General features: G+C 50.4%; 27 protein-coding genes and 1 other RNA gene. 21 read left to right on the forward strand and 7 right to left on the reverse strand.

Translation table 11 applies throughout. The features are described from left to right. Nucleotides 1–86 precede the first annotated feature (86 nt). From hisA to tatC, 8 genes are all read left to right on the forward strand, one after another. Nucleotides 87–908: a 1-(5-phosphoribosyl)-5-[(5-phosphoribosylamino)methylideneamino]imidazole-4-carboxamide isomerase gene (gene hisA / locus HAV38_RS00625; RefSeq protein ID WP_168051413.1), complete on the forward strand. Its 822-nt coding sequence runs from the start codon at nucleotides 87–89 to the stop codon at nucleotides 906–908. Continuing rightward, on the forward strand, nucleotides 905–1,669 hold the full coding sequence (gene hisF / locus HAV38_RS00630) for an imidazole glycerol phosphate synthase subunit HisF (protein WP_168051415.1): 765 nt from the start codon (nucleotides 905–907) through the stop codon (nucleotides 1,667–1,669). Before hisA ends, hisF begins: the two co-directional genes overlap by 4 nt. Continuing rightward, nucleotides 1,666–2,064 (forward strand): phosphoribosyl-AMP cyclohydrolase, encoded by a 399-nt coding sequence (gene hisI / locus HAV38_RS00635; protein ID WP_168051417.1) that lies wholly within the window; start codon nucleotides 1,666–1,668, stop codon nucleotides 2,062–2,064. The genes hisF and hisI overlap by 4 nt, the downstream gene beginning before the upstream one ends. 24 nt (nucleotides 2,065–2,088) lie before the next feature. Continuing rightward, nucleotides 2,089–2,478: a phosphoribosyl-ATP diphosphatase gene (locus tag HAV38_RS00640; RefSeq protein ID WP_168051419.1), complete on the forward strand. Its 390-nt coding sequence runs from the start codon at nucleotides 2,089–2,091 to the stop codon at nucleotides 2,476–2,478. 158 nt (nucleotides 2,479–2,636) lie between these two features. Continuing rightward, complete coding sequence (locus HAV38_RS00645; protein WP_168051421.1) at nucleotides 2,637–3,014, forward strand: histidine triad nucleotide-binding protein; 378 nt, start codon at nucleotides 2,637–2,639, stop codon at nucleotides 3,012–3,014. 161 nt (nucleotides 3,015–3,175) lie between these two features. Next, on the forward strand, nucleotides 3,176–3,412 hold the full coding sequence (gene tatA / locus HAV38_RS00650) for a Sec-independent protein translocase subunit TatA (protein WP_168051423.1): 237 nt from the start codon (nucleotides 3,176–3,178) through the stop codon (nucleotides 3,410–3,412). A gap of 68 nt (nucleotides 3,413–3,480) precedes the next feature. Next, entirely contained in the window at nucleotides 3,481–3,978 is a 498-nt protein-coding gene (gene tatB, locus HAV38_RS00655) for a Sec-independent protein translocase protein TatB (protein ID WP_168051425.1), read from the forward strand. 164 nt (nucleotides 3,979–4,142) lie between these two features. Next, nucleotides 4,143–4,910, forward strand: a complete 768-nt coding sequence (gene tatC, locus HAV38_RS00660) for a twin-arginine translocase subunit TatC (RefSeq protein WP_168051427.1) — start codon at nucleotides 4,143–4,145, stop codon at nucleotides 4,908–4,910. Between the two features lie 128 nt (nucleotides 4,911–5,038). Here tatC and HAV38_RS00665 read toward each other — a convergent pair whose 3' ends face one another. Continuing rightward, nucleotides 5,039–5,719 (reverse strand): DUF2461 domain-containing protein, encoded by a 681-nt coding sequence (locus HAV38_RS00665; protein ID WP_168051429.1) that lies wholly within the window; start codon nucleotides 5,717–5,719, stop codon nucleotides 5,039–5,041. A 10-nt stretch (nucleotides 5,720–5,729) separates the two neighbouring features. After that, complete coding sequence (locus HAV38_RS00670) at nucleotides 5,730–6,899, reverse strand: S1C family serine protease (RefSeq protein WP_168051431.1); 1,170 nt, start codon at nucleotides 6,897–6,899, stop codon at nucleotides 5,730–5,732. A gap of 13 nt (nucleotides 6,900–6,912) precedes the next feature. Here HAV38_RS00670 and HAV38_RS00675 point away from each other — a divergent pair, with 13 nt between their 5' ends. From HAV38_RS00675 to HAV38_RS00705, 7 genes are all read left to right on the forward strand, one after another. Continuing rightward, entirely contained in the window at nucleotides 6,913–7,695 is a 783-nt protein-coding gene (locus HAV38_RS00675) for a Nif3-like dinuclear metal center hexameric protein (RefSeq protein ID WP_168051433.1), read from the forward strand. A gap of 27 nt (nucleotides 7,696–7,722) precedes the next feature. Further along, a complete protein-coding gene (locus tag HAV38_RS00680) occupies nucleotides 7,723–8,109 on the forward strand; it encodes an RNA-binding S4 domain-containing protein (RefSeq protein WP_184013409.1) in 387 nt (128 codons plus the stop codon). 234 nt (nucleotides 8,110–8,343) lie between these two features. Then, entirely contained in the window at nucleotides 8,344–9,009 is a 666-nt protein-coding gene (locus HAV38_RS00685) for a TetR/AcrR family transcriptional regulator (protein ID WP_168051974.1), read from the forward strand. 25 nt (nucleotides 9,010–9,034) lie between these two features. Then, nucleotides 9,035–10,825: an acyl-CoA dehydrogenase C-terminal domain-containing protein gene (locus tag HAV38_RS00690; RefSeq protein WP_168051435.1), complete on the forward strand. Its 1,791-nt coding sequence runs from the start codon at nucleotides 9,035–9,037 to the stop codon at nucleotides 10,823–10,825. Nucleotides 10,826–10,901: 76 nt separating this feature from the next. Further along, on the forward strand, nucleotides 10,902–13,289 hold the full coding sequence (locus tag HAV38_RS00695; protein ID WP_168051437.1) for a 3-hydroxyacyl-CoA dehydrogenase/enoyl-CoA hydratase family protein: 2,388 nt from the start codon (nucleotides 10,902–10,904) through the stop codon (nucleotides 13,287–13,289). Nucleotides 13,290–13,303: 14 nt separating this feature from the next. Then, a complete protein-coding gene (locus HAV38_RS00700; RefSeq protein ID WP_168051439.1) occupies nucleotides 13,304–14,500 on the forward strand; it encodes an acetyl-CoA C-acyltransferase in 1,197 nt (398 codons plus the stop codon). A gap of 252 nt (nucleotides 14,501–14,752) precedes the next feature. Beyond that, entirely contained in the window at nucleotides 14,753–15,517 is a 765-nt protein-coding gene (locus HAV38_RS00705; protein WP_168051441.1) for an enoyl-CoA hydratase, read from the forward strand. Between the two features lie 450 nt (nucleotides 15,518–15,967). On the opposite strand, the gene HAV38_RS00710 is transcribed toward HAV38_RS00705, so the two are convergent. From HAV38_RS00710 to HAV38_RS00725, 4 genes are all read right to left on the reverse strand, one after another. After that, entirely contained in the window at nucleotides 15,968–16,363 is a 396-nt protein-coding gene (locus tag HAV38_RS00710; protein ID WP_168051443.1) for a hypothetical protein, read from the reverse strand. After that, the gene (locus tag HAV38_RS00715) at nucleotides 16,357–16,815 is read right to left on the reverse strand and encodes a DUF6402 family protein (RefSeq protein WP_280730136.1); all 459 of its coding nucleotides are present in this window, start codon (nucleotides 16,813–16,815) and stop codon (nucleotides 16,357–16,359) included. Before HAV38_RS00715 ends, HAV38_RS00710 begins: the two co-directional genes overlap by 7 nt. A 513-nt stretch (nucleotides 16,816–17,328) precedes the next feature. After that, nucleotides 17,329–17,478, reverse strand: a complete 150-nt coding sequence (locus tag HAV38_RS00720) for an entericidin A/B family lipoprotein (protein ID WP_221313807.1) — start codon at nucleotides 17,476–17,478, stop codon at nucleotides 17,329–17,331. Between the two features lie 279 nt (nucleotides 17,479–17,757). Then, nucleotides 17,758–18,435 carry a MarC family protein gene (locus HAV38_RS00725; protein WP_168051447.1) on the reverse strand — a complete coding sequence of 226 codons (678 nt, stop codon included), beginning with the start codon at nucleotides 18,433–18,435 and terminating at the stop codon, nucleotides 17,758–17,760. A gap of 488 nt (nucleotides 18,436–18,923) precedes the next feature. Here HAV38_RS00725 and rnpB point away from each other — a divergent pair. Both rnpB and HAV38_RS00735 read left to right on the forward strand, forming a co-directional pair. Further along, an RNA gene (gene rnpB / locus HAV38_RS00730) (RNase P RNA component class A) lies at nucleotides 18,924–19,251 on the forward strand. A gap of 458 nt (nucleotides 19,252–19,709) precedes the next feature. Beyond that, entirely contained in the window at nucleotides 19,710–20,264 is a 555-nt protein-coding gene (locus HAV38_RS00735; protein WP_168051449.1) for a fasciclin domain-containing protein, read from the forward strand. A 20-nt stretch (nucleotides 20,265–20,284) separates the two neighbouring features. On the opposite strand, the gene HAV38_RS00740 is transcribed toward HAV38_RS00735, so the two are convergent. Beyond that, nucleotides 20,285–20,641 (reverse strand): hypothetical protein, encoded by a 357-nt coding sequence (locus HAV38_RS00740; RefSeq protein ID WP_168051451.1) that lies wholly within the window; start codon nucleotides 20,639–20,641, stop codon nucleotides 20,285–20,287. A gap of 311 nt (nucleotides 20,642–20,952) precedes the next feature. On the opposite strand from HAV38_RS00740, the gene HAV38_RS00745 reads away from it, so the two are divergent. The 4 genes from HAV38_RS00745 (at nucleotide 20,953) to coxB (ending at nucleotide 25,229) form a co-directional block, all read left to right on the forward strand. Continuing rightward, nucleotides 20,953–22,113, forward strand: coding sequence for an acyl-CoA dehydrogenase family protein (locus HAV38_RS00745; RefSeq protein WP_168051453.1), 1,161 nt, complete (start codon nucleotides 20,953–20,955; stop codon nucleotides 22,111–22,113). A 5-nt stretch (nucleotides 22,114–22,118) separates the two neighbouring features. Further along, a complete protein-coding gene (locus HAV38_RS00750) occupies nucleotides 22,119–23,312 on the forward strand; it encodes an enoyl-CoA hydratase/isomerase family protein (protein WP_168051978.1) in 1,194 nt (397 codons plus the stop codon). A gap of 257 nt (nucleotides 23,313–23,569) precedes the next feature. Then, nucleotides 23,570–24,028 carry a DUF2244 domain-containing protein gene (locus HAV38_RS00755; RefSeq protein ID WP_311734848.1) on the forward strand — a complete coding sequence of 153 codons (459 nt, stop codon included), beginning with the start codon at nucleotides 23,570–23,572 and terminating at the stop codon, nucleotides 24,026–24,028. Between the two features lie 31 nt (nucleotides 24,029–24,059). After that, nucleotides 24,060–25,229 carry a cytochrome c oxidase subunit II gene (gene coxB, locus HAV38_RS00760; RefSeq protein WP_168051456.1) on the forward strand — a complete coding sequence of 390 codons (1,170 nt, stop codon included), beginning with the start codon at nucleotides 24,060–24,062 and terminating at the stop codon, nucleotides 25,227–25,229. Nucleotides 25,230–25,233: the final 4 nt, after the last annotated feature.

Genomic DNA, 25,233 nt, shown 5'->3' on the forward strand with positions numbered 1-25,233 from the left:
GCGTTGTTTAAGCGTGGATTTTGCGTTAATTTTGCGTTGAAATTATCTAACCGCCTTTTTTCTAACTTACTTACCAAATTGTGGCCATGCTGCTAATACCTGCCATCGACCTGAAAGACGGTCACTGTGTTCGCCTTAAGCAAGGTGATATGAATCAAGCAACTGTATTTTCTGATGATCCAGGCAAAATGGCCTTGCATTGGCTAGAGCAAGGCGCCCGCCGTCTGCATCTGGTCGATCTTAACGGCGCTTTTGCGGGCAAACCAAAAAATGAGTCAGCCGTAAAATCCATCATCAAATCGGTTCGGGCGTTCGCATTAGCCCATGGAATCGATGAGATTCCGGTGCAATTGGGCGGCGGTATCCGCGACCTCGACACCATTGAACGTTATCTCGACGATGGGTTGAGCTTTATCATCATCGGCACTGCCGCTGTCAAAAATCCGGGCTTTTTGCACGACGCGTGTAGCGCTTTCCCCGGCCAGATCATCGTCGGCCTGGACGCCAAAGATGGCAAGGTGGCTACCGATGGCTGGAGCAAACTATCGGGTCATGAAGTTATTGATCTCGCCAAAAAATTCGAAGATTACGGTTGTAATTCGATCATCTATACGGACATTGGCCGTGATGGCATGATGGGCGGCGTGAATATCGAGGCCACAGTAAAACTGGCCCAAAGCATGTCTATTCCCGTCATCGCCTCTGGTGGCGTGCACAATATTCATGACGTTGAAGCCCTCTGTGAAGTCCAGGAAGAAGGCATTGAAGGCGTCATCTGCGGACGTTCGATTTATGAGGGCACGCTCGATTTACGCAGTGCTCAGGAGCGCGCAGACGCGTTGACTCAGACGGCATCTCTGGACGGTGACGATGACGCTTCGGAGCAATCCGACGCTGATCAGTCATGACTCTTGCTAAACGTATCATTCCTTGTCTCGATGTGACCAATGGTCGGGTCGTGAAGGGCGTTAACTTTACCCAGTTACGGGATGCCGGCGACCCGGTCGAAATTGCACGACGTTATGATGAGCAGGGTGCAGATGAGCTGACGTTCCTTGACATTACGGCGTCGTCCGACAATCGTGATCTGATTCTGCACATTATTGAAGCTGTGGCATCGCAAGTGTTCATCCCGCTGACCGTTGGTGGCGGCGTGCGCGTGGTCTCGGATGTGCGGCGGTTGTTAAATGCTGGAGCGGACAAGGTGAGTATCAATACTTCCGCGATCACCAACCCGCAATTAGTGGCCGACGCCGCAAGTAAGCATGGATCACAATGTATCGTGGTCGCCATTGATGCCAAACAAACGGCGCCCGGAAAATGGGAAGTTTTCACGCACGGTGGGCGTAATGCTACAGGGCTGGATGCAATCGAATGGGCGCAAAGGATGGAATTGCTCGGAGCAGGGGAAATCTTGCTGACCAGCATGGATCGTGATGGTACCAAGGCTGGTTTCGATCTGGCCCTGACAAGTAGCGTCTCCAACGCGGTTAGAATCCCGGTTATTGCATCGGGCGGCGTAGGTGGATTGCAGGATCTGGCCGACGGTATCAAAATCGGACGTGCGGATGCCGTATTGGCCGCAAGCATCTTCCATTACGGACAACACACGGTACAGGAAGCAAAACGTTTTATGGCCGCACAACAAATACCAATGAGGCTGGCATGAGTGCAACCTGGTTAAATAAAGTCCGATGGGACGAATACGGTCTGGTGCCGGTTATCGCGCAAGAAGTCGGCACCGGTGACGTTCTGATGTTCGCATGGATGAATCGTGACGCGCTGGCAAAAACCGTGGCGCTCGGCGAGGCCGTCTACTGGAGTCGTTCACGCAAGAAATTATGGCACAAAGGCGAAGAATCGGGGCACGTGCAAAAAGTGCATGAAATCCGCCTGGATTGCGATGAAGACGTGGTGCTCTTAAGAGTGGAGCAAGCGGGTGAAATCGCCTGCCATACCGGACGCCATTCGTGTTTCTTTCAAAAATTTGATGGTACAGAAAAGTCAGGTCTCTGGAATGCGGTTGATCCGGTTCTGAAAGATCCTGAGACGATTTACAAATGAATAATGAAATAATGAATCAGCACCATGAGTGAAACTTTACGAAGGTTGGCCGAGCTTATCGAATCGCGCAAGTTGATCAACGGCGGCGATCCAGAAAAGTCCTACGTTGCGCGGCTATTTGCCAAAGGCGACGATGCCATTTTGAAGAAAATCGGCGAAGAAGCGACCGAAACGGTGATGGCTGCTAAAGACGCGCGCGTTGACGGCGACAAGACGCACGTGCTGTATGAGTGCGCGGATCTTTGGTTTCACTCGATGATTATGCTGGCGCAGTTCGATCTTACGCCACAGGACGTCCTCAATGAGCTGGCGCGGCGCGAGGGCTTGTCTGGAATCGAAGAAAAAGCGAATCGCAAACTGATTGATCGCGAACAGCAAGAGGCACGGGACGCGCAGGACGGCCCGGCGGCGTAACAGACACGGCAGACACGGGCTCACTATGCCTTCCGGCACGATATTAATTGGTGCACCTGAAGCGCAGGTAAAAGTGCAGGTAACCTGCACTTTTACCTGCGCAGGTTACGGCGCCTGACACCCTTTTACACGCAATAAACAAGATATTGGAGGCCGATTTGGATAACTGCATTTTTTGTAAGATCGCGACTAAACAAATATCACCGCGAATGGTTTACGAGGACGATGACGTGATGGCTTTTCACGACCATAATCCAGCCGCACCCGTGCATTTTTTAATTATCCCCAAGCAACATATCGACACATTGGCGGGTTGCAGCGAGCAGCATGCGGCGTTGCTAGGTAAAATGATGTTGTTGGTGCCGCGTCTGGCCGAAGAGCAGGGTTGCGGGTATCGGGTTGACGCTGACGGTAAGGCTAGTGGCGGTTTCAAGACTTTGTTGAATACCGGTCCTGATGGCCGTCAAGAGGTATACCATTTGCATGTGCACGTAATAGGTGGAGCGCATCCATGGAAAGCCCAATTGCCGGCGTAAGATGTTTTTCGTTTTGTTTAGCGCTAAAATAGGGCACTAAAAAAATGCCAGGAAGAGCGGCAATAATAGAATTACAGTAATAGTAGACATTCCAGCTACAACAGACTTGTTGGAGTGTGGTCATAGGCGTTCCGGACATTACAGTCCGGTAAGGAGAAAGTATGGGATCGTTCAGTATTTGGCACTGGTTGATAGTGCTGGTCATCGTAATGTTGGTATTCGGTACCAAAAAAATTGGCAACATGGGCGCTGATCTCGGCAAAGCCGTTAAGGGTTTTAAAGACGGCGTCAAAGGCGAAGAAGAGAAAGAAGCGGAGATACAGGCCCCACAAGGAACGCAAGTACCTAAACCGACCATCGACGTTACCGCCAAAGAACAGGATAAAACCGGCCGTTGAATGATAATTGCCGACTGCATTTAATGTGGTCTGAGTAATGATAATTCAGTGTTTGCCGCCACGACCTCATGATTGATATTGGCCTAACCAAACTAGCAGTAATTGGCGTCGTTGCGCTGGTTGTTATCGGACCGGAAAAACTGCCGACCGTAGCCCGTATGGCGGGGTCGTTGTTTGGTCGCGCGCAGCGGTATATCAACGAAGTCAAATCCGAAGTCAGTCGGGAGATTGAACTCGAAGAGCTACGTAAGATGCAAAAAGATGTGCATGAAGCGGCGAGCGGATTTGAGCAAAGCGTCTCGCAGTCGATCTCGGACACTAAAGATTCGTTACATGCTGCATGGGACGATAAGCTCATTGACACGCCATCGATCACCGGCAACGTTGAGCAGCTGACACGAAAAGCCAAAAATTTTCGTAAGAAAAAGTTGGCGAAGAACAGCGCGATTCCTGGCTGGTATAGAAGTCAGCAGGGTAAAAGAGTGCGGGTCACTTCCGGCGCGGCGCGGGTTGCAAAATACCGTCCCGCTGGCCGGTCTAAAAGCGGATCATCGTTTTACGCATGACAGTGCGCTGCCGTCTTAATCCTCTCTTTGACGTTACCCTTTTGAGTAAAAGTGTCGACGGCGAGAACCTGTTAGCCCTCGTTACCCCCGTTACCCCGTTAAGTCGTCGGATTTTTCGCGGCTTTTCCAGCAGGCTAGTCTGCAAAACATCGTTGTAATGAGCCATGACTGAAGAACAAAAAACCAGCCCCGTCGAGGAAACTTTCATCTCGCATCTGGTAGAGTTGCGCAATCGCATCATGAAAGCATCAATCGCCATTATTGTAGTCTTTTTGTGCCTGATGCCATGGGCCGCAAACATCTACGACTTTCTCGCTGCACCGATGATTGCCGCATTGCCGACCGGTGCCAAAATGATTGCTACCGGCGTCATCACACCGTTTCTCATACCGGTCAAAGTGACCCTGCTGGTGGCGTTTGTGATCGCCTTGCCGTGGGTGTTATATCAGTTGTGGGCATTCATTGCGCCAGGTCTATATGCGCATGAAAAAAAGCTTATCGCGCCGCTCGTGATTTCTTCTTCCGCTTTATTCATCATCGGCGTCGCTTTTTGTTACTTTCTGGTGTTTAAAGTAATTTTTCACTTTATCAATAATTTCGCGCCAAAGTCGATTTCAGTGGCACCGGATATCGATAGCTATTTCGATTTTGTGATGACCATGTTCATTGCTTTCGGTATGACCTTCGAGGTGCCCATCGTGGTCATCGTACTGGTCCGCATGGGTCTGGTTTCGCTCGAAAAGCTCAAGTCCATTCGTCCCTATGTAGTGGTTGGCGCGTTCGTCATTGCAGCTATCGTTACTCCGCCGGATATCATGAGTCAGTTATTGCTGGCGGTGCCGCTCTGTGTGCTGTATGAAGTAGGCCTGCTGGTTGCGCCATTGTTCGTCAAGGCAACGCAAGCGCCGAAAGACGCCGAAGAAACGGTCTGAGCGAAACTTGCAGCGCCGGGTTGCTATAACCTTGCCGCCCTTTAGCCGCAGTACGCGGCCCTACTAACCCGTCCTGCAGGCCTTGCGTAATCGTCATCGAAAACGGCGGCGCCCAGGCTTCTGAAGCTTCAGACTGACGGGTTGATCTGACGAAGCCAAGTTACCAAGGGATAGGCATCCTTAAAACTCGCAATGAGTTGCGCCTGCATCGCATCGCCAAGCATTTTATTGATCGGCTGCTCTCTGCGAACAATAAAACTTTTCAGGCGCACGTAGTCCAGATGAGGCGTCTCGCCGTCGAAACCCTTGGGTGGGCGGACCAGTTGATCCCCGAGCTCCAGGCCATCGTAACTGTCCAATAATTTTTTATTTTTAATTAATTTGCCAAAGCCGCTGCTATCGGCAACGATTTGCTGGCGGATGGCACGCAACCGGTCTGCCGGTGGAATATATTCGCCGGCGGCGATCCGTAGCATGCCGTCGGCATTAACGTGAAAATAATACATCGGGCCACCACCTTGACTTGGGCGCTTTAGCCCGCTGGCCGTTATTGCCGCAGAAAAAGTGGTTTTATACGGATTTTTATCGTGCGAAAAGCGCATGTCGCGGTTGATCCGGAACAGCGCTTTTTTTGGATTACAGGCGGCCACCGCAGGATCGAAGCGGCTTATTTCGGCAATCAGATGGATCACCAGTTCGAGAAATTCGGCGCGCAAAATATCGTATCTGGGTTTATTCATCACAAACCAGGCACGGTTATTGTTCTCCGATAACTCGGCCAGAAACTGCGTCAGGTCGCGCACGTGCATCAGCGTCTTTCTATTGTTGTTCTTGATGTTTTATAGCCGGACGCTTGCCGATGGTAAGATTAATCGCGCTTTTTTTAGCCTTGCGTATTACCATCATTTTGACTTGGGTCCCCGGTGCAAACTTTGCTACAACATTCAGCAGATCGGTTGTGTCTGCCACTGGGGTCTCATTAATGGCGACCAGGATATCGCCGGGTTTGATACCTGCCCTGTCGGCCGGACCATTTTTTAGAACGCCCGCGATAATCGCACCGGTCTTTTGCGTCAGGCCAAAGCTTTCTGCCAGTTCGGGCGTAATGTCTTGCGGTTCAACCCCGATATAACCCCGCACCACGCTGCCGGTGTTAATGATTGATTCCATTACTACCTTGGCGGTTGATACCGGAATAGCAAACCCGATGCCGAGCGAACCGCCGGTGCGTGAATAAATTGCCGTATTTATTCCAAGCAGATTGCCATTGGTATCTACCAGTGCGCCGCCGGAATTGCCGGGATTGATCGCTGCGTCGGTTTGAATAAAATTTTCAAATGCGTTGATGCCGAGATGACTGCGGCCCAAGGCGGATACGATGCCCATGGTCACTGTCTGCCCAACGCCAAACGGATTGCCTATTGCCAGGACTACGTCGCCGACATTAGCGTCTTCAATATGACCAAGGGTGATCGCTGGCAAATTCGGTAAGTTAATCTTGATGACTGCCAGATCGGTGTCAGGGTCGCTACCGACCACTTTAGCTGTGGCTGTGCGCCCATCGGACAAACCAACCTCAATTTCATCTGCGGCTTCAACCACGTGGTTATTGGTCAGTATGTAACCCTGTGAACTTACGATAACGCCCGAGCCCAGACTAGATTGTTTTTCTTCCGGTTCAGAACGATCGCCGAAATATTTTTTGAATAAAGGATCTTGCAACAGCGGATTGGCCGATTGCCTGGATTCTTTGGTCGTAAAGATATTAACCACCGAGGGCATAGCGCGTTTGGAGGCGCTGCGGTAGGAGTTCTGGGTTGTTGTGCCAGGCGATGCTTCTTGAATCGGCACATTGGTAGAAGCAATATGTAGTCGCGTGTTGCTCGTCAACGCACCATTCACCCATTCGGGTTTAAGGGTCGTTACAATGAACCAAATCGCTAAACCGATAGTTACGGTTTGCGCAAACAATAGCCAGAAACGTCGCATAGTGAGGTCAGAAATGCAAAAAAAGTTGGTGGGGAAAAATTCGGTAAGCCGCGTGGAACTTGAAAAATATGTGGCAGAGATGCTGAATGTTACACAATACCGTGATTATTGCCCAAATGGCCTTCAGGTGGAAGGACGCGCTGAAATTTTCTCCATCATAACCGGTGTCACCGCAAGTCAGGCTTTACTTGAGGCCGCACTGGAAGCCGGTGCCGATGCGATACTTGTACATCACGGATATTTTTGGAAAGGTGAGGACGCACGGGTGATTGGGCCTAAACACAATAGACTGAAATTGCTTTTGACGCACGACATTAATTTGTTCGCCTATCATTTGCCACTGGACGCCCATCCGGAGTTAGGCAACAACGCGCAATTGGCGCAGGAGTTGGGGTTGGTGGCGCATGGTCGTTTTGGAGACGATAATCTCGGCTGGTTGGGCACGGCGGCCGATGCGGCAGTGCAAACCGTCGGCGACCTGGCACGATTGGCCGCCGCCAGACTACGACGCGAACCAATCCTGATTGGTGATCCTGATCAACCGTTAGGACCTATTGCATGGTGCACCGGTGCCGCACAAAATTATTTAGGCAACGCGATTGCTGCCGGCGCAAGCGTATATATCAGTGGAGAAATTTCCGAACCGACCGTGCATTTAGCACGAGAGTCCGGCGTCGCGTACATCGCAGCAGGACACCACGCCACCGAACGCTACGGCGTGCAAGCGCTGGGACGACATCTGGCGGAACATTTCGGGTTGTCCCACCGTTTTATTGACATTGATAATCCCGTTTAAGAAGGTCTATCGCAAGGTAGAGATAATATGCAAAATAACATCGAGACAGTGCGGATTGATAAGTGGCTGTGGGCCGCGCGGTTTTTTAAGACCCGTTCGCTTGCTACCGAAGCCGTTTTCACCGGCAAAGTGAGCCTGAACGGTGATCGGGTGAAGCCCGCGCGTAACGTTAAAATCGGCGATACGATGGTCATTAACAATGGCACCAACGAGTGGGAAGTCATCGTCCAAGGACTGGCAGAGGTGCGCGCCTCAGCAGTGATCGCCCAAACGTTATATGCAGAAACTGAACAAAGTCTGAGCAAACGGGTGTTGATAGCGGAAGACAGGAAGTACTTTCACGAGCCGACGATGCTAATAAAAGGCCGCCCAACCAAGCGCGATCGCCGCCTGATAGACAAAAACGAATCGTAGAATGCGCGAAATAGGCTAAATAGAATTGATCAGGCCCCTCTAAGTGTTCAATTGCGCAATTTATCAGCGCTGAATCGTCCGCTAGAATCAACCTTCTAAGTTGTGTCGGGAGCCTTATTTTGGTGCATAATAGTACGATCGTTCGCATTATTCTATTGGAGCGATTATTACACCACGACTTGAGAAGACGAGATCACTGTGGCACACACAATTATTGGAACGCAGGCCAAATTCATGCGAAAAGGCGAGCTTACGCGGGTGGCCATTCTCGATGTTGCACTTGATCTGGCCAGTCGCGACGGCCTGGAAGGACTCACGATCGGGTTGCTGGCCGAAAAAATGAGTATGAGTAAGTCTGGCGTATTTGCGCATTTCGGCTCACGTGAAGATCTGCAAATAGAAGTCGTCAAACTTTACCATCGCCATTTTGAACAAGAAGTATTCTACCCCAGTATCAAGGAAGCACGCGGCCTGCCACGTTTGCGCGGCATGTTTTCGCGCTGGATCAAGCAAGTCACGATAGAAATTTCATCCGGCTGTATTTATATCAGTGGCGCGGTTGAATATGATGACCGCCCGGGTCAGATTCGCGATGAGATCGTATCAATGGTCGATACCTGGCAAAAAGCATTGCGCCGCTGCGTAGTGCAGGCAATCGAAGCCGACCATCTGCGTACCGATACCGATGCCGATCAGTTGGTGTATGAGATGTACGGTTTAATTTTGGGTCTGCATCATGATGCCCGGTTTCTAAAAAAGGCGGGTAGCGAAGAACGTGCACAGGCCGGGTTTGATCGCCTGATCCAAAGCTACCAAAGTAATTCATCCGAACAAAAAAACGATGCCACCAAAATGGCGTCAACCAAGAGTCAACTTTCGCTGCCTAATAAAGCAGTCTGACAAATTTAATTATCAGGAGAGCACCATGGGTCAATACGTCGCGCCACTGCGGGATATGCAATTCGTCATGCACGAGTTGTTACATGTCGAAGATGAACTGAAGCAGTTGCCGAAGCACGCGGAGATCGATGCGGACATTATTAATCAGATTCTGGAAGAGGGCGGCAAATTTACCTCTCAGGTCTTGTTTCCGATCAACCACTCAGGCGACCGCGAAGGCTGTCACCATGACAAAGAGCACAATACAGTAACGACGCCGAAAGGCTTCAAAGAGGCGTACAAGCAGTACGTTGAAGCTGGCTGGCCTGCGCTGTCATGCGTACCAGAATTTGGCGGTCAAGGTTTGCCTTTGGTGATGAATAACTCATTTTACGAAATGATGAATTCTGCCAATCAAGCTTGGACCATGTATCCGGGCCTGTCGCATGGTGCTTATGAGTGCCTGCTTGAGCACGGTACACCAGAGCAAAAGTCCGTCTATTTGCCGAAGCTGGTGTCCGGCGAGTGGACCGGTACGATGTGCCTGACCGAATCGCATTGCGGGACCGATCTTGGGATGTTGCGTTCGAAGGCAGAGCCACAGTCAGACGGATCGTACCTGATTACCGGAAGCAAGATTTTTATCTCCGCTGGTGAGCACGACATGGCCGACAACATCCTGCATCTGGTGCTGGCACGTTTGCCGGATGCACCGCAAGGATCAAAAGGTATCTCTCTCTTTTTGGTCCCGAAGTTTCTGCCAAATGCGGACGGTACTTTAGGTGCGCGTAATCCGATTACATGCGGTGCGATTGAAGAAAAAATGGGCATCCATGGCAATTCGACTTGCCAGATGAATCTGGATGGCGCGCAAGGCTGGATCATCGGCGGACCGCACAAAGGCCTAAACGCCATGTTCGTTTTCATGAACGCCGCGCGTCTGGGTGTGGGAATGCAAGGACTTGGCCTGACCGAAGTCGCGTACCAAAATGCGCTGGTGTACGCCAAAGACCGTATCCAGATGCGCAGCCTTTCAGGCATCAAAGCACCGGACAAGGCAGCCGATCCGATCATCGTCCATCCGGATGTCCGCCGTATGTTGTTGACTGCTAAAGCCTACGCAGAAGGTGGTCGCGCATTCTGTACTTACGTTGCCTTGCAAATTGATAAAGAATTGAATCACCCGGACGAAGTGGTGCGTAAACATGCTGCGGACGAAGTGGCACTGTTGACACCTATCGTTAAGGCCTTTATTACCGACAACGCCTGGATTGCTACGTCGGAATGCATGCAGGTCTACGGTGGCCACGGTTATATCTCTGAATGGGGCATGGAGCAATACGTTCGGGATGCCCGCATCAACATGATTTACGAAGGTACTAACACTATTCAATCGCTGGATTTGCTGGGCCGCAAGGTATTGATGGATAACGGCGTCAAGCTGAAGAAATTTGGCGCCAAAGTCCAGGCTTTCATAGAGCAAAATGGTACTGATGAAGCCTTGTCAGAATTCATCACGCCATTAGCCGATCTAGGCGATAAGGTCACGAAACTGACCATGGAAATCGGCATGAAATCGTTCCAGAATCAAGATGAAGCTGGCGCGGCTGCGGTACCATATTTGCGTCTGGTAGGGCATCTGGTATACGCGTATTTCTTTGCGCAAATGGCGAAGATTGCGCTGGAAAAGCAAGACAGTGGTGACACGTTTTATGTTTCAAAATTGGCGACAGTACGGTTTTACTTCGCTCGTTTATTGCCAGAAACAGCTATGCTGATCCGTCAGGCACGCGCCGGTTCGGCCACCCTGATGGCGTTAGACGCTGACCTGTTTTAAAAGTTTGTGCACAGTGGAACACTGTTTTCGCTGTGCATCTTTCGTATCAGGATTTTGCTAAATTAAGGAGACAACAGTGTCCAATTTCATCGTAAAAAAAGTTGCCGTACTCGGTGCTGGCGTGATGGGTGCACAAATCGCTGCCCACTGCCTGAATGCCAAAGTACCGGTCATCCTGTTTGACCTGCCAGCTAAAGAAGGCCCGAAAAATGGCATCGTGCTGCGCGCCATTGAGAATCTGAAAAAACTCAGCCCCGCACCGTTAGGTAACAAAGACGATGCCGCGCTAATAGAAGTTGGCAATTATGAAGACAATCTGGCGTTGCTGGCCGATTGCGATCTGATCATCGAAGCCATCGCCGAGCGTATGGACTGGAAGCACGATCTGTATAAAAAGGTCGCGCCACATATCGCACCGAACGCGATTTTTGCCTCTAACACATCTGGCTTGTCAATTACTGGTTTGTCCGAAGGTTTCGATGAGGAATTGAAAGCGCGCTTTTGCGGCGTTCACTTCTTCAATCCCCCTCGCTACATGCATCTGGTTGAACTGATTCCTACCGCGTCGACGCGCCCGGAAATTTTGAATCAACTAGAAGGATTCCTTGCCACCACATTAGGAAAAGGCGTAGTCCGCGCTAAAGATACACCGAACTTTATCGCCAACCGGGTTGGCGTTTTCGGTATCTTATCGACCGCGCATCAAGCAGAAAAATTCGGCCTGTCGGTCGATGTCGTGGATGATTTGACCGGTGCTAAATTAGGTCGCGCCAAGTCAGGCACATTCCGTACCGCTGACGTCGTCGGTTTGGATACAATGGGCCATGTCATCAAGACCATGCAGAACAGCCTGCAAGATGATCCATTCTTCAGCGTATATGCTACACCGCCATTGCTGGCGAGCCTGATTGAAAAGGGCGCATTGGGTCAAAAAACCGGCGCCGGATTCTACAAAAAAGTCGGTAAGGATATCTTGCGGATTGATGCTGCGACGGGTGAGTACGTTGCGGGCGGCGGCAAGACAGATGATATCGTAGCGCGCATTCTGAAAGACAAAGATCCAGTCAAGCGCATGAAAACGCTGCGCGAATCGACTAATCCGCAAGCACAATTCTTGTGGTCAATTTTCCGCGATGGTTTCCATTACATCGCAGTGCATCTGCAGTCGATTGCCGACAATGCGCGCGATATCGATTTCGCGATGCGCTGGGGTTTTGGCTGGAGCGTTGGTCCGTTCGAAATCTGGCAAGCCGCTGGCTGGCAGCAAATTGCTGGTTGGGTTAAAGAAGATATTGATGCAGGTAAAGCATTGTGTAACGCTCCTTTACCGGCATGGGTATTTGACGGCCGCATCGGCGTTCATGGCGCTGAAGGCTCTTTTTCGCCAGCGAAAAAAACCAGCGTCGCCCGCTCAGCCCTGGCCGTATATCAGCGTCAGACGTTCCGTGCGCCGCTAGTCGGCGAAGGCATTGCTGACGGCGCAACTGCTGGCACCACTGTATTTGAAGACGAATCGGTTCGCCTCTGGCATCAAAATGACGACGTTCTGGTGATCTCCTTCAAGACCAAGTTGCATGTCATTGGGCCTGGGGTTATTGCTGGCCTGAGTATGGCTGTTGCTGAAGCCGAAAAGAACTTTAAAGGCTTAGTCTTGTGGCACGCAGACGCCGCCAACGGCGGTGCATTCTCGGCCGGTGCTGACTTGCAATCGATGTTGCCATTGTTTATGTCCGGTGGCGTCAAAGCAATCGAGCCGATGGTTGCGCAACTCCAGCAAGCATTCATGGGCCTTAAATACGCCAGCGTTCCGGTAGTTGCGGCAGTCGCTGGCCTGGCATTGGGCGGGGGTTGTGAGTTGGCGTTGCATGCCGCCAAACGGGTTGCTGCACTTGAGTCTTACATTGGTCTGGTCGAAGTCGGCGTTGGTTTGATACCAGCGGGCGGTGGCCTGAAAGAAGCGGCTGTCCGCGCGGCAAATGATGCTGGCGGCAACGATATTTTGCAATTTTTGAAATCGTCATTCCTAAATGCGGCCACTGCAAATGTGTCCAAGTCAGCGCTTGAAGCCAAAAAAATGGGCTACCTGAAATCAAGCGACGTCATCGTCTTCAATGCCTATGAGTTGTTGCATGTTGCCAAGGTTGAAGCCCGTGCAATGTTCGACGCTGGATATCGTCCGCCATTGAAGGCGCTGATTCCAGTGGTCGGTCGCGGCGGTATTGCGACCATCATGGCGCAGTTGGTCAACATGCGCGATGGTGGTTTCATCTCTATGCATGACTACAAGCTGGGATGCATGGTTGCTGAAGTCGTTTGTGGCGGCGAAATTGAAGAGGGCAGCCTCGTAAGCGAGCAATGGCTCCTGGATTTAGAGCGCAAAGCCTTTATGGAATTGCTGAATCATCCAAAAACGCAGGAGCGCATTATGGGCATGCTGCAAACCGGTAAACCGGTCCGCAACTAATAACGGAGATTTAAATGACTAAACAACTTCAAGACGCTTATATCGTTGCTGCGACCCGTACGCCAATCGGTAAAGCGCCACGTGGCATGTTCAAGAACACCCGTCCTGACGATTTGTTGGTACGTGTACTGCAATCAGTGATGGCGCAGGTGCCGGATCTGGACCCTAAACTGATCGAAGATGCGATCATTGGTTGCTCGTTCCCCGAAGGCGCACAAGGCCTGAACATGGCACGTAACGGTATCTTGCTGGCTGGCTTGCCCAACACCATTGGCGGTGTCACCGTCAATCGTTATTGCGCCTCCGGCATTACTGCTATTGCGATGGCTGCTGACCGGATTCGGGTTGGTCAGGCTGACGTCATGATCGCTGGCGGTGCCGAGTCGATGTCGATGGTGCCAATGATGGGCTTCCACCCATCGGTCAATATGAATGTCTTCAAGGACGAAAATATCGGCATGGCATACGGCATGGGCCTGACCGCAGAAAACGTCGCCAAACAATGGAAAGTGTCCCGCGAAGCGCAGGATGACTTTGCCTTGCTGTCGCACCAAAAGGCGATCGCCGCGCAACTAGCCGGTGAGTTCGATGACGAGACTACTTCGGTCGATATCATTGAGCGTTTTCCAAATCTGGCAACCGGTCAGATCGATATCAACACACGCACCGTCAGTCGCGATGAAGGTGCGCGTGCCGAATCGACCCTGGCGGCACTGGCTAAATTAAAGCCGGTATTTTCGCCAAAAGGCAGCGTCACCGCCGGTAACAGTTCGCAAACCTCGGATGGCGCGGGCGCATTGGTTCTGGTCAGCGAAAAGATTTTGAAACAATTTAACTTGACGCCACTGGCACGTTTCGCATCCTTTGCTGTGCGCGGGGTTCCACCGGAAATCATGGGAATAGGTCCAAAAGAAGCGATCCCTGCCGCGTTACGCGCTGCCGGCATTACCCAAGATCAGCTCGACTGGATCGAATTGAACGAAGCGTTTGCGGCGCAGGCGATAGCGGTGATTCAGGACCTCGGTCTGGATCCATCCAAGGTCAATCCAATGGGTGGCGCGATTGCGCTGGGTCATCCGCTGGGCGCAACCGGTGCTATCCGTGCTGCGACCACGATCCATGCGTTACGTCGTAAGAATCTGAAATACGGTATGGTCACAATGTGCGTCGGTACCGGTATGGGCGCCGCAGGTATTTTTGAGCGCATGTAATATCGGTAGAACGATAAGCCGATTGATACGCTGATCGACTGAACGTTGCTTACTTCTGGAAGAGCCGTGCCGCTGTCGCTGTACGGCTCTTTTTTATTGACCAAATCAACGGCATAGATGAAAGTGAATGCAGCTTTTCGTCATTGCCTGCCATGTCGTTACGTAAATGACTAACGAATAACGGTTAACGGTCAACGTTCCCTGCGACCGTATTTTTATATAATAAATTTTTTGCGTTTCTGGAGATGAAAATTGGACATTTTGACGAGTAAGGAAAACGGTATTTTAACGATCGCTATCGATCGTCTGGACAAGAAAAATGCGTTAACCGCTGCGATGTATCAAACGATGGTCGATGCGATCAAGGATGCTGAAGCAGACGCGTCTGTGCGCGTGATTATGTTTGTTGGTAAGCCGCAGATATTTTGCGCAGGTAACGACATCGAAGACTTCCTGAAAAATCCGCCCAATAGTCCTGCCAGCCCGGTATTTCAGTTTTTATGGCAAATCAGCCACGCCAGCAAACCGTTGGTGGCAGCGGTGTCCGGCGCTGCGGTCGGTATCGGTACCACCATGTTATTGCATTTCGATCTGGTATATGCCGCAGATAATGCGCGATTTTCAATGCCGTTTACGCAGCTTGGTTTATGCCCGGAAGCGGCATCCAGTTTGCTATTTCCACAACTAGCCGGTTATCAGCGCGGTGCAGAGAAATTGCTGCTCGGTGAAGCATTTGACGTCAACGAGGCGCTGGCAATGGGGTTGGTCAACAAGATACTTCCCGCCGAAGAATTGCTAGCGTTTGCACAGGCGCAAGCGGCCAAGCTGGTGGCGTTGCCTGCGGCCTCAATCCGCATCACCAAGCAATTGATGAAGGGTACACAAACAGCAGCAGTCGAGGCCAAAATGACGCAGGAAATTTCGCATTTCGGTGAGATGTTAAAAGCGCCGGAAGCCAAGGAAGCGTTCACGGCATTCTTCGAAAAGCGTCGGCCGAATTTTGGGCAGTTTAATTAATTTGGTTGTATTTGGCCGGACTGCCGGGGAGAGAGGGCGTCTTTTTTAAGCCTCACCCTGATTTCTCGGCACTTTTTGAGAGCTTAATATTGTCATCGTTCGTATCGCTAACACCTGCCATGACAACAAGTTCATCATCTGACCAAAATATGCTAACTAGGGGTAATCCTTTTGCGTAAGTTTCACCTATAAATTTACCCTCCGCTGTGTATGCTCTGACTTATCCGTGTTGATCATAGTCTCCAAAAGAATTTCCGGGGAAACCTACGTATGGGATCCATTCATCAATGCTGAAGACCTTATATCGCTGATAGTAAAGCTGATAGTAAAATTCGTTGTTAGGGCTATATCTTTTCTTCCCGTAGGGTATTCCCTCGCGCCATTTGAAATAAAAAAGATAGATCATTAGCGGTAAAAATATTATAAAAATTAGCCTCCTTTTTTTGACTTTTACCATGGCAGTTCAGCAGTAGTTGGAAGTTGAATTCTTCCATCATTGTATTTATTATGCACGCCATCCATCACTGCAAGTACATCACGAGACCAGAAAATGTGTGCTCTCGGTATCCCATTTGCGAAAACTTCTCCAATAAATTTTCCGTCAGCCGTGTATGCCCTGACATATCCGTGTCTATCGTAATCTCCATCTGAGCCTTGGGGAGCAGGTACAAATGGAATCCACTCATCAATGCTAAAAACTTTGTGTAGTTGGAAGTAAAACTTATTATTCGGACTATATTCTTTTTCTCCGTAAGGTGTTCCCTCGTGCCATTTTGAATAAATCAAATAGACCATTAGCGGTAAAATTATTATACAAATTAGCCTTCTTTTTTTGACTTTTACCATGGTATCGGGATTTCCATTCCTCTGGGAGCCTTCGTCCACATCACATCCGAATATACGACGAAATCGCCACCTGTTTGATGGTGCTTCTGATACCGACGAAAATCTTCGTTAAAGACCGGAACCAGGCTCGGAAACATTTCAGCGATTTTGCTCATATTTCTCGCGTTATACATCAACATGTAAACGGCCGTCTCCGCTTTGGGCAATAACCGACTTTTACTCCATACGCCCAAGGGGAACATTTGTTCAAAGGTTGAAGTAGTATTGAAATCATAGGTGTCGCGAAAATAAATGCCAATTTGCTGAACGATAAAATCATCGCGTTGCAGTAGCAAATTCATGCGTGCCTCACCGACGATGGCTATTTTGAAAGTGCCTTTGCCAACAGCGCCATACAATTCGTCAAGCACGTCCACTTTTGAACCAAATTCTTCAAAATTTACCTGGTACACACTAGTAAGCGCGATGCCGACCTTGACAGCGGTTGGTGGAAAGGCCCTCTGTTACGAACCCTTTTGCGGTCGTGAGGTCGCCGATAAGAATGTAATAGCGTTTAGCCAATGGCGTTCCTGATAAGTTGATCTTCGTAAAGTGCAGCGAAGTATCTCCTCATTTGGTCGCGTTTGGACGCGTTTGGAATGCAAGTTAGGTGTTTGACTTATGCGAGCGTACAAAAGCAGGCGAAAGACTTTGCAATGCATTATTATTTTTGCGATTGTCTTAGAATTCGTTTGCGATCTGCAGCGAGCGAATTGCGCAGGTGAAGAATATAGCGTGTAATACGACGCCATCGGACGTAATAACATTGACGCTTCTCTTGTTTTTAATACGCAGGTCGACGTCAGCAAATCCCGTCATTTTTTCAACCTAAACGTACATAAAAAAACCCGACAAAATGTCGGGTTTTTTATACAAAGGATGCGCGTTACATCATCCTGTCAGGTCTGGCTTAATTACATTTTGATTTACATTTTTGATTTAGTGGTTTCCGCCGCATCATGTACCTTTGAGCCGCCGGCCTCAACGTCCTTGCCCATGCCTGCGAAAGTGTTACAAGCGGAGAGAACGCTGAACAAGCTCAGTACTGCTGCTATCGAAACGATTTTCTTGATCATAATGGGCTCCTGGGGCTGTTAAAAAATGCCATACCGTGAAACCACGGGTATGTGCTATGTGTCGGTCTCGCATTGGTAGTGTGCCTAATCTCGTTGATAAATTATACTGATAGTTACCACACATAAATATTAGTGATCATTGTCAATAATGAATTATCAAAAGTTGAGAAAAGTCAGCATTAGATTAACTTTTCTGAGAGATTGTGTCCATAGTCGCAGCGTATCTGTTGTTTCCCGGTAAAAGGTTCTTTAAATCTGGTGGAGTACGTGCTAGTGGCATTACAAACCGATTGAGCGTAGCTGAAGTAGCAAGCCACCAATGCCGTCCCACATAATCTGGACGCCGATGCAAAGCAATATAAATGAATACATCCGTAGCATCACGGTCGTGCCCGTGTCACCCAGAAATCGCACCAATACCCCCGCGAAGCGATTGCTAAAATAGACCGCGGCGGCGGCCAGCGCTAATGCGACAACCGCCGCGGTGAGTGTGATGAGGACCGGCACCTCCGGTATCCGCAGACCTGCGCCCAGAGTAATCGCGACCGAAATTGATCCCGGTCCCACCGTAAAGGGGAAGGTTAGTGGGTAGAAGGCTTTTTTGGAAGCGAGTTCTTTGGTCCAGAGTGATCCGGGAATCGTTTCTATCTTTTGAACCTCCTCCATGTTTAGTAGTTTCCATGCGGTAGCGATGACCAGCAAGCCACCGGCGACTTTTACAACCGGGAGCGAAATACCAAAAAAGGCTAATACATGCGTACCGATAAACATCCCGGCAACTAGTAGAATAAAGGTATTGACGGCAACGCGCCACGCCAGCGCATTGCGCGTGAGGTCCGAGGCACCGGCAGTCAGCGAATGAAAAATCGGCGCGTTGCCGGGAGGATTCATGATCGGTAATAGCGCGGCCAGGACAAAGAATACGGTCTTAAGAAATGCGAGTAGGTGAAGTTGCATCCGGTCCGTTCTATCGTTAGGGCAGTAAAGGGGCGCGCAGGCTAGCACGTCCCGATTTTAGACTGAGGAAGGTCTGGGCGGCAAGAACTTAGAAGCCAAACGCAAACGCTGCGCTATCAATTCCAGCTACTTCTCCGTTAATGCATTGGGCCAGTAGCCTGGCGCTTCCATGCGTTAGGGTCCAGCCAAGTCCACCATGCCCGACGTTCAGAGATGGATTGCCAACAGGTGAAGCGCCGACGGGTATTTCCGAAGAGTAAAAACGCTACCATACAGACGTCCGCAGTGGATCGCAGCCAAACAAAGCCTGGCTGCGGACGGGCATAAAAAGACGCCGCAGACGCCCGTAAATTTAGAGTGGACCATACGGATTGCGGGGTGAACGGTACCATGCTGTTTCGGTATTGAGCGCGCCAATATCCGGGGCCACAATGGTATTCCTGCGATCCAGCTTTGCGAGCGGCCAACACTGAGGTAGAATGCGGTTTGAAGTAAGCCAGACAACCGCTGGTCGTGCAGTGCAAGCTGCGTGGCGGGAGGAAGGTCCGGACTCCATAGAGCAGGGTGACGGTTAATGGCCGTCCGCCGTGAGGCGAGGAATAGGGCCACAGAGACGAGCGTATTAAGTTACGGTGAAACGCGGTAACCTCCACCCGGAGCAATTCCAAATAGGCACGCGTTGATGTTGCTCGCGGAGCGTGCGGGTAGGAAGCTTGAGCGCTGGAGTAATTCAGCGCCTAGAGGAATGGTTGTCATAACGGGCGGGCGCAAGCCTCAACGTCGTAACAGAATCCGGCCTATCGGCTTACTTCATTTTTTACTGATTTTGCCGGTGCAGCATTGCATCCTGGTAACCAAATCGCTCTTTCTCCTGCCGTGATATCAGACCCTGTCTGAGCGTATGATAGTGCCTGAAATAACTTCTTTAAGAGGGCCGCAGATATATCTCGGCATATCTTTGGATATTCTCTGGAAGTTTTGAGGATTCTTTTCGGACTTCTTCCCAATCGTCGCTAAAGTATTGTCCAAATTATTCTGCAATGTTTTGGGAAATTCTCGGGTGATCCAGATTCTCCGTAACAAATTTTTCCGTTAGCATTGATTGATCCAGCGATCCCGGTTTCATTCTTAAGCACTTTTTTTGCCTTTCCTGCTGCGTCCCTCCTTATCCAATCATTTTTAGAATTCTTTAGAGCTGCTGAATCCAGTTTCAATATGTTCGCGTATATCACTCTGCAAGCTCCGAAACAATCGCCTTTCTCAAGGAAACTATCATGCGCAAAATTAGCTCCGTAATCACTCTCTCCGCAGCATTGTTGGTCGCGAACGTGGCCTTTGCTGAAAACACAGTGATGGTCGGTGGTCAAAGTATGCTCCCAAGCAAAGACATCATAGATAATGCAGTCAATTCAGCCGATCACACCACGCTTGTGGCTGCAGTAAAAGCGGCTGGACTGGTCGATACGCTCAAAGGCAAAGGTCCGTTCACTGTTTTCGCACCTACCAATGCGGCTTTTAATAAATTGCCCGCCGGTACCGTGGATACTCTGGTGAAACCAGAAAATAAAGCAACGCTGACAAAGATTTTGACATACCACGTCGTACCAGGACGTTATGATTTTGCCGCGCTTTCGAGCGCGATCAAAAAGGGTGGCGGGCAAGCCGAGCTGGCAACAGCGAGCGGCGTTAAACTTACCTTCAAACAAAACGGTATGCATAATATTGACGTCATCGATGACGGTGGTCACGTAGCCAGTATCAGCACCTACGATGTATATCAGTCGAACGGCGTGATTAATGTGATCGACACCGTCATGCTCCCAAAATAACTTTGCGCTTGACGGCACAATCAGTCGTCCGGGCAGCAACCAAGTGAAAAATTAATTAAGCGCAGTGCAGGCACCATCGTTACGCTGTTGCCAGCAGCCCATCGATCAAAAAGGTGGTTGTGAGTTGGGACGACATCATTCTCCGGTGTCGTCTTTTTTTTTGGAATTACGAAAAATCGCCCCAGCGGCGTAGTGCTTTCCTGGTCAGCACCTGGCCCGACCAACGTAGCCCGGCCACCGTGGCCCGACCACCGTGGCCCGACCACCGTGGCCCGGAACAACATCATGTTGGCGTCGGCATGTTTGGCAACTCCGTTGCTGGAACAATTATTCGCAAGTCCTATTCTTGTACTTTTTTTGATCAAAGCTTTTTGCATTAGATTGCCAATCGGGGCGAGGCCGTGTTGACGCTCATTGTGACGGTTCTTGTGATGCGCATTGTGACGCTCATTGTGACGCTCATTGTGACGCTCATTGTGACGCTCATTGTGACGTTTACGTAAACGTCAATTCTTGCTATCCTGCACCGGATGCATAGCCACCAATACCCATGGAGCGACGCCAGAAAATTACCCCTAGCGAGCGCAATCATGTGCGTATTGTCGGATAATTAAAAAATTGCTGCTCATGCCAGCGGTTAAGCGTCAAACCCAGACTAAACGACATCACCTATCAGGAGACAAATTTCATGGATTTCGAACTGTCAGAAGACCAGCGTGCGTTTCAGCAAACGGCGCGCGATTTTTCCTTTGGTGAGTTAGCACCGCACGCAGCGCGCTGGGATGCTGAGGGGATTTTTCCCACCGAGGTGATTGCAAGGGCGGGCGAGCTCGGATTTTGCGGTTTATATACGCCGGAGGAATTCGGGGGGCTGGGGTTGTCGCGTCTGGATGCAACCATTGTGTTTGAGGAACTGGCACGCGGCTGTACCTCCACCACGGCATACCTGACGATACATAATATGGTGAGCTGGATGGTGGCCAACTGGGCAACGCCGATTTTCAAACAGCAATGGTGCGAGCAGCTCGCCAGCGGTAAAAAGTTAGGCTCATATTGCCTGACCGAACCCGGCGCAGGATCAGATGCAGCCTCACTTAAAACGAGCGCCGTGCTGGACGGCGACACGTATGTCATTAATGGCGCAAAAGCGTTTATTTCCGGCGCGGGTGCGACCGACCTGCTGGTCGTCATGGCCCGCACTGGCGGTGAGGGCGCGGGCGGCGTATCGGCATTCGTAGTCCCGGCCGATTCACCGGGCATCAGTTACGGACGTAAAGAGCAAAAGATGGGATGGAATAGCCAGCCAACCCGCACGATAAGTTTTGATAATGTACGCATTTCTGCCGACCATTTAATGGGTCGGGAGGGCGAAGGTTTTCGGATGGCGATGCGCGGTCTGGATGGTGGCCGTATCAATATCGCGACCTGTTCGGTTGGTACCGCGCAGGCCGCGCTGGATGCGGCGCAGGCATACATGAACGAGCGCCGCCAGTTTAAGCGGCCTTTGGCAGATTTTCAGGCACTGCAATTTAAGCTCGCCGACATGCAGACCGAGTTGGTGGCGGCGCGCCAGATGGTCCGATTGGCGGCCTGCAAACTGGACGCCAAAGATCAGAATGCGACGACTTATTGCGCGATGGCAAAGCGCTTTGCGACCGATACAGGCTTCCAGATTTGCAATGAAGCGCTCCAAATCCATGGCGGTTATGGGTACATTCGTGAATATCCGCTGGAGCGCTATTTCCGCGACGTTCGGGTACATCAGATATTGGAAGGCACCAATGAAATCATGCGGGTTATTATTGCGCGTAATTTACTGAGCAATGGATCAAACGAGGACGTACGATGAATCAAATGAATTCTGCCGGATTAGCCCAATCGGTACTATTTGAAGAGCGCGTGGCTCAAAATGGCAAACGAATCGGTATCGCGACGCTAAATGCAGAAAAAAGCTTAAATGCACTCTCGTTAGAGATGGTCGATTTGCTCGATCCGCAATTGCGACTATGGGCGGCCAATCCGGCAATCGCCATCGTGGTACTGCAGGCAGCGGGCGAAAAGGCCTTCTCCGCTGGTGGCGATCTGCAACATTTATATCGCACGATGCTGGATCAGCAGGCTTCGGACGCACCTGACAATATTCAGGGCAACGCTTACGCCGGGGCTTTTTTTGAACGTGAATATCGGTTGGATTATATGATCCACACCTTTCCCAAGCCCATTCTTGCGTGGGGACACGGGATTGTAATGGGCGGCGGCATTGGACTGATGGCTGGCGCAAGTCATAGAGTTGCGACAGAGAAATCCCGCTTCGCAATGCCGGAGATCACTATCGGTTTGTACCCGGATGTCGGTGGAACCTGGTTTCTTAATCGTATGCCGGGTCACATCGGCTTGTTTCTGGCGCTGACCGGGGCCGCGATTGGTGCTACCGACGCGATTTTTGCGAAGCTCGCAGATTATGAAATTGCGCAGGCCGATAAGCCAGCTGTATTTGACGCGCTATTGACCCAACCCTGGACCGGTGAAAACGACGATGTTGTATTGACGCGGTTGCTGCAACGTCACCTTACCCCCACTTCAGAGGCGGTGTCGTCGCCAATAAGTACCAATTATGCGTTAATCAATCAACTTTGTAGCAAACCTACCTTGCCGGAAATCGTCAATGCTATCCTTGCACTTAAGTCCGAGGACGTGTGGCTGCAAAAGGCAGCGGCAGTGTTGCGCGCTGGTAGCCCTGGCTCTGCCGCGCTAACTTTTGCTTTGTTAAAACGTGGCCGACATTTGTCGTTGGCCGAAATTTTCCGTCTGGAATACGTGGTAACGCTGAACTGCGCCCTCCGTTCAGATTTCTGCGAGGGGGTAAGGGCGTTGATCATCGATAAAGATCGTCAGCCAAAATGGCAGCATACTTCCTTGGCAGACGTCAGTCGCGATTGGGTAAATGGTTTTTTTGTCGGTCCATGGACGGGTGAAAATCAGGCAAGCCATCCTCTCGCAGATTTGCGTACGACCAGTTTGCCTATTAAAATAACGACATTTACTTAATTCTGCATGCTGACCGGCCATCCAGCACCCAAATCCAGAGATAATAGCGATGCGGCTTGGCGGATAGCGCAGTATGAAATGCGACGCATAATAAGACTTTTAAACGACGACAAATTTTTGCAAATTTAAATCAGCTCACCAAAACGAATACTATGGCTCCAGGCCTTATTACTCCTTGATAACAAGGTCGGTTACCCCTTATACTTCGAAGGTTTTATCTTGTGCGTATCGGTAGGCCCTATGCATTGAGGTGACACATGATGGATCGGCGGGAGTGGGATTTGAAGCGGAATTGCGCCATCGCACCGCGACAACTTGCACATTTCTATGCGGGTCTATGTGCCACGTCGTTTTTGGTTGCGGCGGTATGGACGCTTCGCGGAGCCTGGTTTGTGATGGTGTTTGCGGTACTTGAAATGTTAGCTGTAGGCATCGCATTGCTAGTCTACGCAAGGCACGCGACCGACCGCGAGCGCGTTATTATGCAAGATGATTGTCTGTTGGTAGAGTTAATACAGGCACAAGATATAAGACAGTACAGATTGGCATTACGTTCAATCCGCATAGTAGGGCAATCTTCTCGCAGGCATTTGATAGGTCTGGAGTCAGACGGTGTGCGGGTTGACGTGGGACGGTTTTTGACGGAATGGAGGCGGCGCGAATTTGTGCGGGAGTTGCGGCTAGCGTTGCAACACAAAGGCGTGTCTGGTAGTTGATAGAATTATAATTTTGGTTTTTGGGGTAAACATGAAATATGCGAAGCGCCTTATATCGTTGATGCTTGCAGCGCTTTCCTTGACGGCTTTGCCGTCGTGGGCAGTGAAAGATAGCATTGGCGGTCCTGCGGTACTGCAATTGAATTTTCAGCCACCGGTGACGCAAATTGCGCAGCAGATCTATGATCTGCACACCTGGATGCTGATCATTTGTCTGGTGATTTTTGTCGCTGTATTTAGCGTCATGTTTTATTCGATTGTGATGCATCGCAAGTCACGTGGTGCCAAATCTGCTAGTTTTCATGAGAGCACAACGGTAGAAATTGCGTGGACGGTAGTGCCTTTCCTGATCGTGATTGGGATGGCCTTGCCAGCGACCAAAACCGTGGTGGCGATGAAGGACACGTCCAACGCCGATCTGACGATCAAGGCGACCGGCATGCAATGGAAATGGGGCTACGATTATCTCAAAGGTGAAGGCGAGGGCATATCTTTCTTGTCTACGCTGGCCACACCGCATGAGCAAGTTGTAGATTCCACAAAAGTCAAAAACGACAATTATTTGCTTGAGGTCGATAACGAAGTTGTCGTCCCAATCAACAAAAAAGTCCGGATCATCACCACCGCTAATGATGTTATCCACTCGTGGACTATTCCAGCGTTTGGCGTGAAGCAGGATGCTATTCCCGGATTTGTCCGTGACACCTGGTTCAAAGCCGAAAAAATCGGTACCTACCGCGGTCAGTGCGTTGAGCTATGCGGTAAAGATCATGGCTTCATGCCTATCGTTGTGAAAGTCGTCAGCGATGCCGATTACACTAAATGGGTCGATGGTAAAAAGAAAGAAATGGCTGCCCAAGCGGATGATCCGAACAAAGTATGGACCATCGACGAGCTGAAAACACGTGGCGAGAAGGTCTACACTGCAAATTGTGTTGCCTGTCATCAAGCGACAGGTAAAGGTATTCCCGGTGCATTCCCTGCTCTCGACGGTGATCCGGTGGTGAATGGCCCGCGTGGCGCGCAAATTGACGTTCTGCTAAACGGTAAAATTAACGGTGCAATGCAAATGCCGGCCTGGAAAGCTGTATTGTCGGATACCGAAATTGCTGCGGTGATTACATATACCCGTAACACATGGTCCAACAAGGCTGCAGAAAACATTGTTCAACCGGCTGAAGTGCTGGCTGCGCGCAAGTAATTGA

The organism is Glaciimonas immobilis (genome assembly GCF_011947285.1).
Classification (GTDB): domain Bacteria; phylum Pseudomonadota; class Gammaproteobacteria; order Burkholderiales; family Burkholderiaceae_D; genus Glaciimonas; species Glaciimonas immobilis.

Coding starts and splice junctions, on each gene's coding strand:
- hisF (WP_168051415.1), top strand. CDS start 905: ATGACTCTTGCTAAACGTATCATTCCTTGTCTCGATGTGACCAATGGT.
- HAV38_RS00675 (WP_168051433.1), top strand. CDS start 6,913: ATGCAAAAAAAGTTGGTGGGGAAAAATTCGGTAAGCCGCGTGGAACTT.
- HAV38_RS00665 (WP_168051429.1), bottom strand. CDS start 5,719: ATGCACGTGCGCGACCTGACGCAGTTTCTGGCCGAGTTATCGGAGAAC.
- tatA (WP_168051423.1), top strand. CDS start 3,176: ATGGGATCGTTCAGTATTTGGCACTGGTTGATAGTGCTGGTCATCGTA.
- HAV38_RS00670 (WP_168051431.1), bottom strand. CDS start 6,899: ATGCGACGTTTCTGGCTATTGTTTGCGCAAACCGTAACTATCGGTTTA.
- HAV38_RS00755 (WP_311734848.1), top strand. CDS start 23,570: ATGATGGATCGGCGGGAGTGGGATTTGAAGCGGAATTGCGCCATCGCA.
- HAV38_RS00690 (WP_168051435.1), top strand. CDS start 9,035: ATGGGTCAATACGTCGCGCCACTGCGGGATATGCAATTCGTCATGCAC.
- coxB (WP_168051456.1), top strand. CDS start 24,060: ATGAAATATGCGAAGCGCCTTATATCGTTGATGCTTGCAGCGCTTTCC.
- HAV38_RS00735 (WP_168051449.1), top strand. CDS start 19,710: ATGCGCAAAATTAGCTCCGTAATCACTCTCTCCGCAGCATTGTTGGTC.
- HAV38_RS00685 (WP_168051974.1), top strand. CDS start 8,344: ATGCGAAAAGGCGAGCTTACGCGGGTGGCCATTCTCGATGTTGCACTT.
- hisI (WP_168051417.1), top strand. CDS start 1,666: ATGAGTGCAACCTGGTTAAATAAAGTCCGATGGGACGAATACGGTCTG.
- HAV38_RS00700 (WP_168051439.1), top strand. CDS start 13,304: ATGACTAAACAACTTCAAGACGCTTATATCGTTGCTGCGACCCGTACG.
- HAV38_RS00750 (WP_168051978.1), top strand. CDS start 22,119: ATGAATTCTGCCGGATTAGCCCAATCGGTACTATTTGAAGAGCGCGTG.
- hisA (WP_168051413.1), top strand. CDS start 87: ATGCTGCTAATACCTGCCATCGACCTGAAAGACGGTCACTGTGTTCGC.
- HAV38_RS00710 (WP_168051443.1), bottom strand. CDS start 16,363: ATGGTAAAAGTCAAAAAAAGAAGGCTAATTTGTATAATAATTTTACCG.
- tatC (WP_168051427.1), top strand. CDS start 4,143: ATGACTGAAGAACAAAAAACCAGCCCCGTCGAGGAAACTTTCATCTCG.
- HAV38_RS00680 (WP_184013409.1), top strand. CDS start 7,723: ATGCAAAATAACATCGAGACAGTGCGGATTGATAAGTGGCTGTGGGCC.
- HAV38_RS00740 (WP_168051451.1), bottom strand. CDS start 20,641: ATGCAAAAAGCTTTGATCAAAAAAAGTACAAGAATAGGACTTGCGAAT.
- HAV38_RS00640 (WP_168051419.1), top strand. CDS start 2,089: ATGAGTGAAACTTTACGAAGGTTGGCCGAGCTTATCGAATCGCGCAAG.
- HAV38_RS00720 (WP_221313807.1), bottom strand. CDS start 17,478: ATGATCAAGAAAATCGTTTCGATAGCAGCAGTACTGAGCTTGTTCAGC.
- HAV38_RS00745 (WP_168051453.1), top strand. CDS start 20,953: ATGGATTTCGAACTGTCAGAAGACCAGCGTGCGTTTCAGCAAACGGCG.
- tatB (WP_168051425.1), top strand. CDS start 3,481: ATGATTGATATTGGCCTAACCAAACTAGCAGTAATTGGCGTCGTTGCG.
- HAV38_RS00725 (WP_168051447.1), bottom strand. CDS start 18,435: ATGCAACTTCACCTACTCGCATTTCTTAAGACCGTATTCTTTGTCCTG.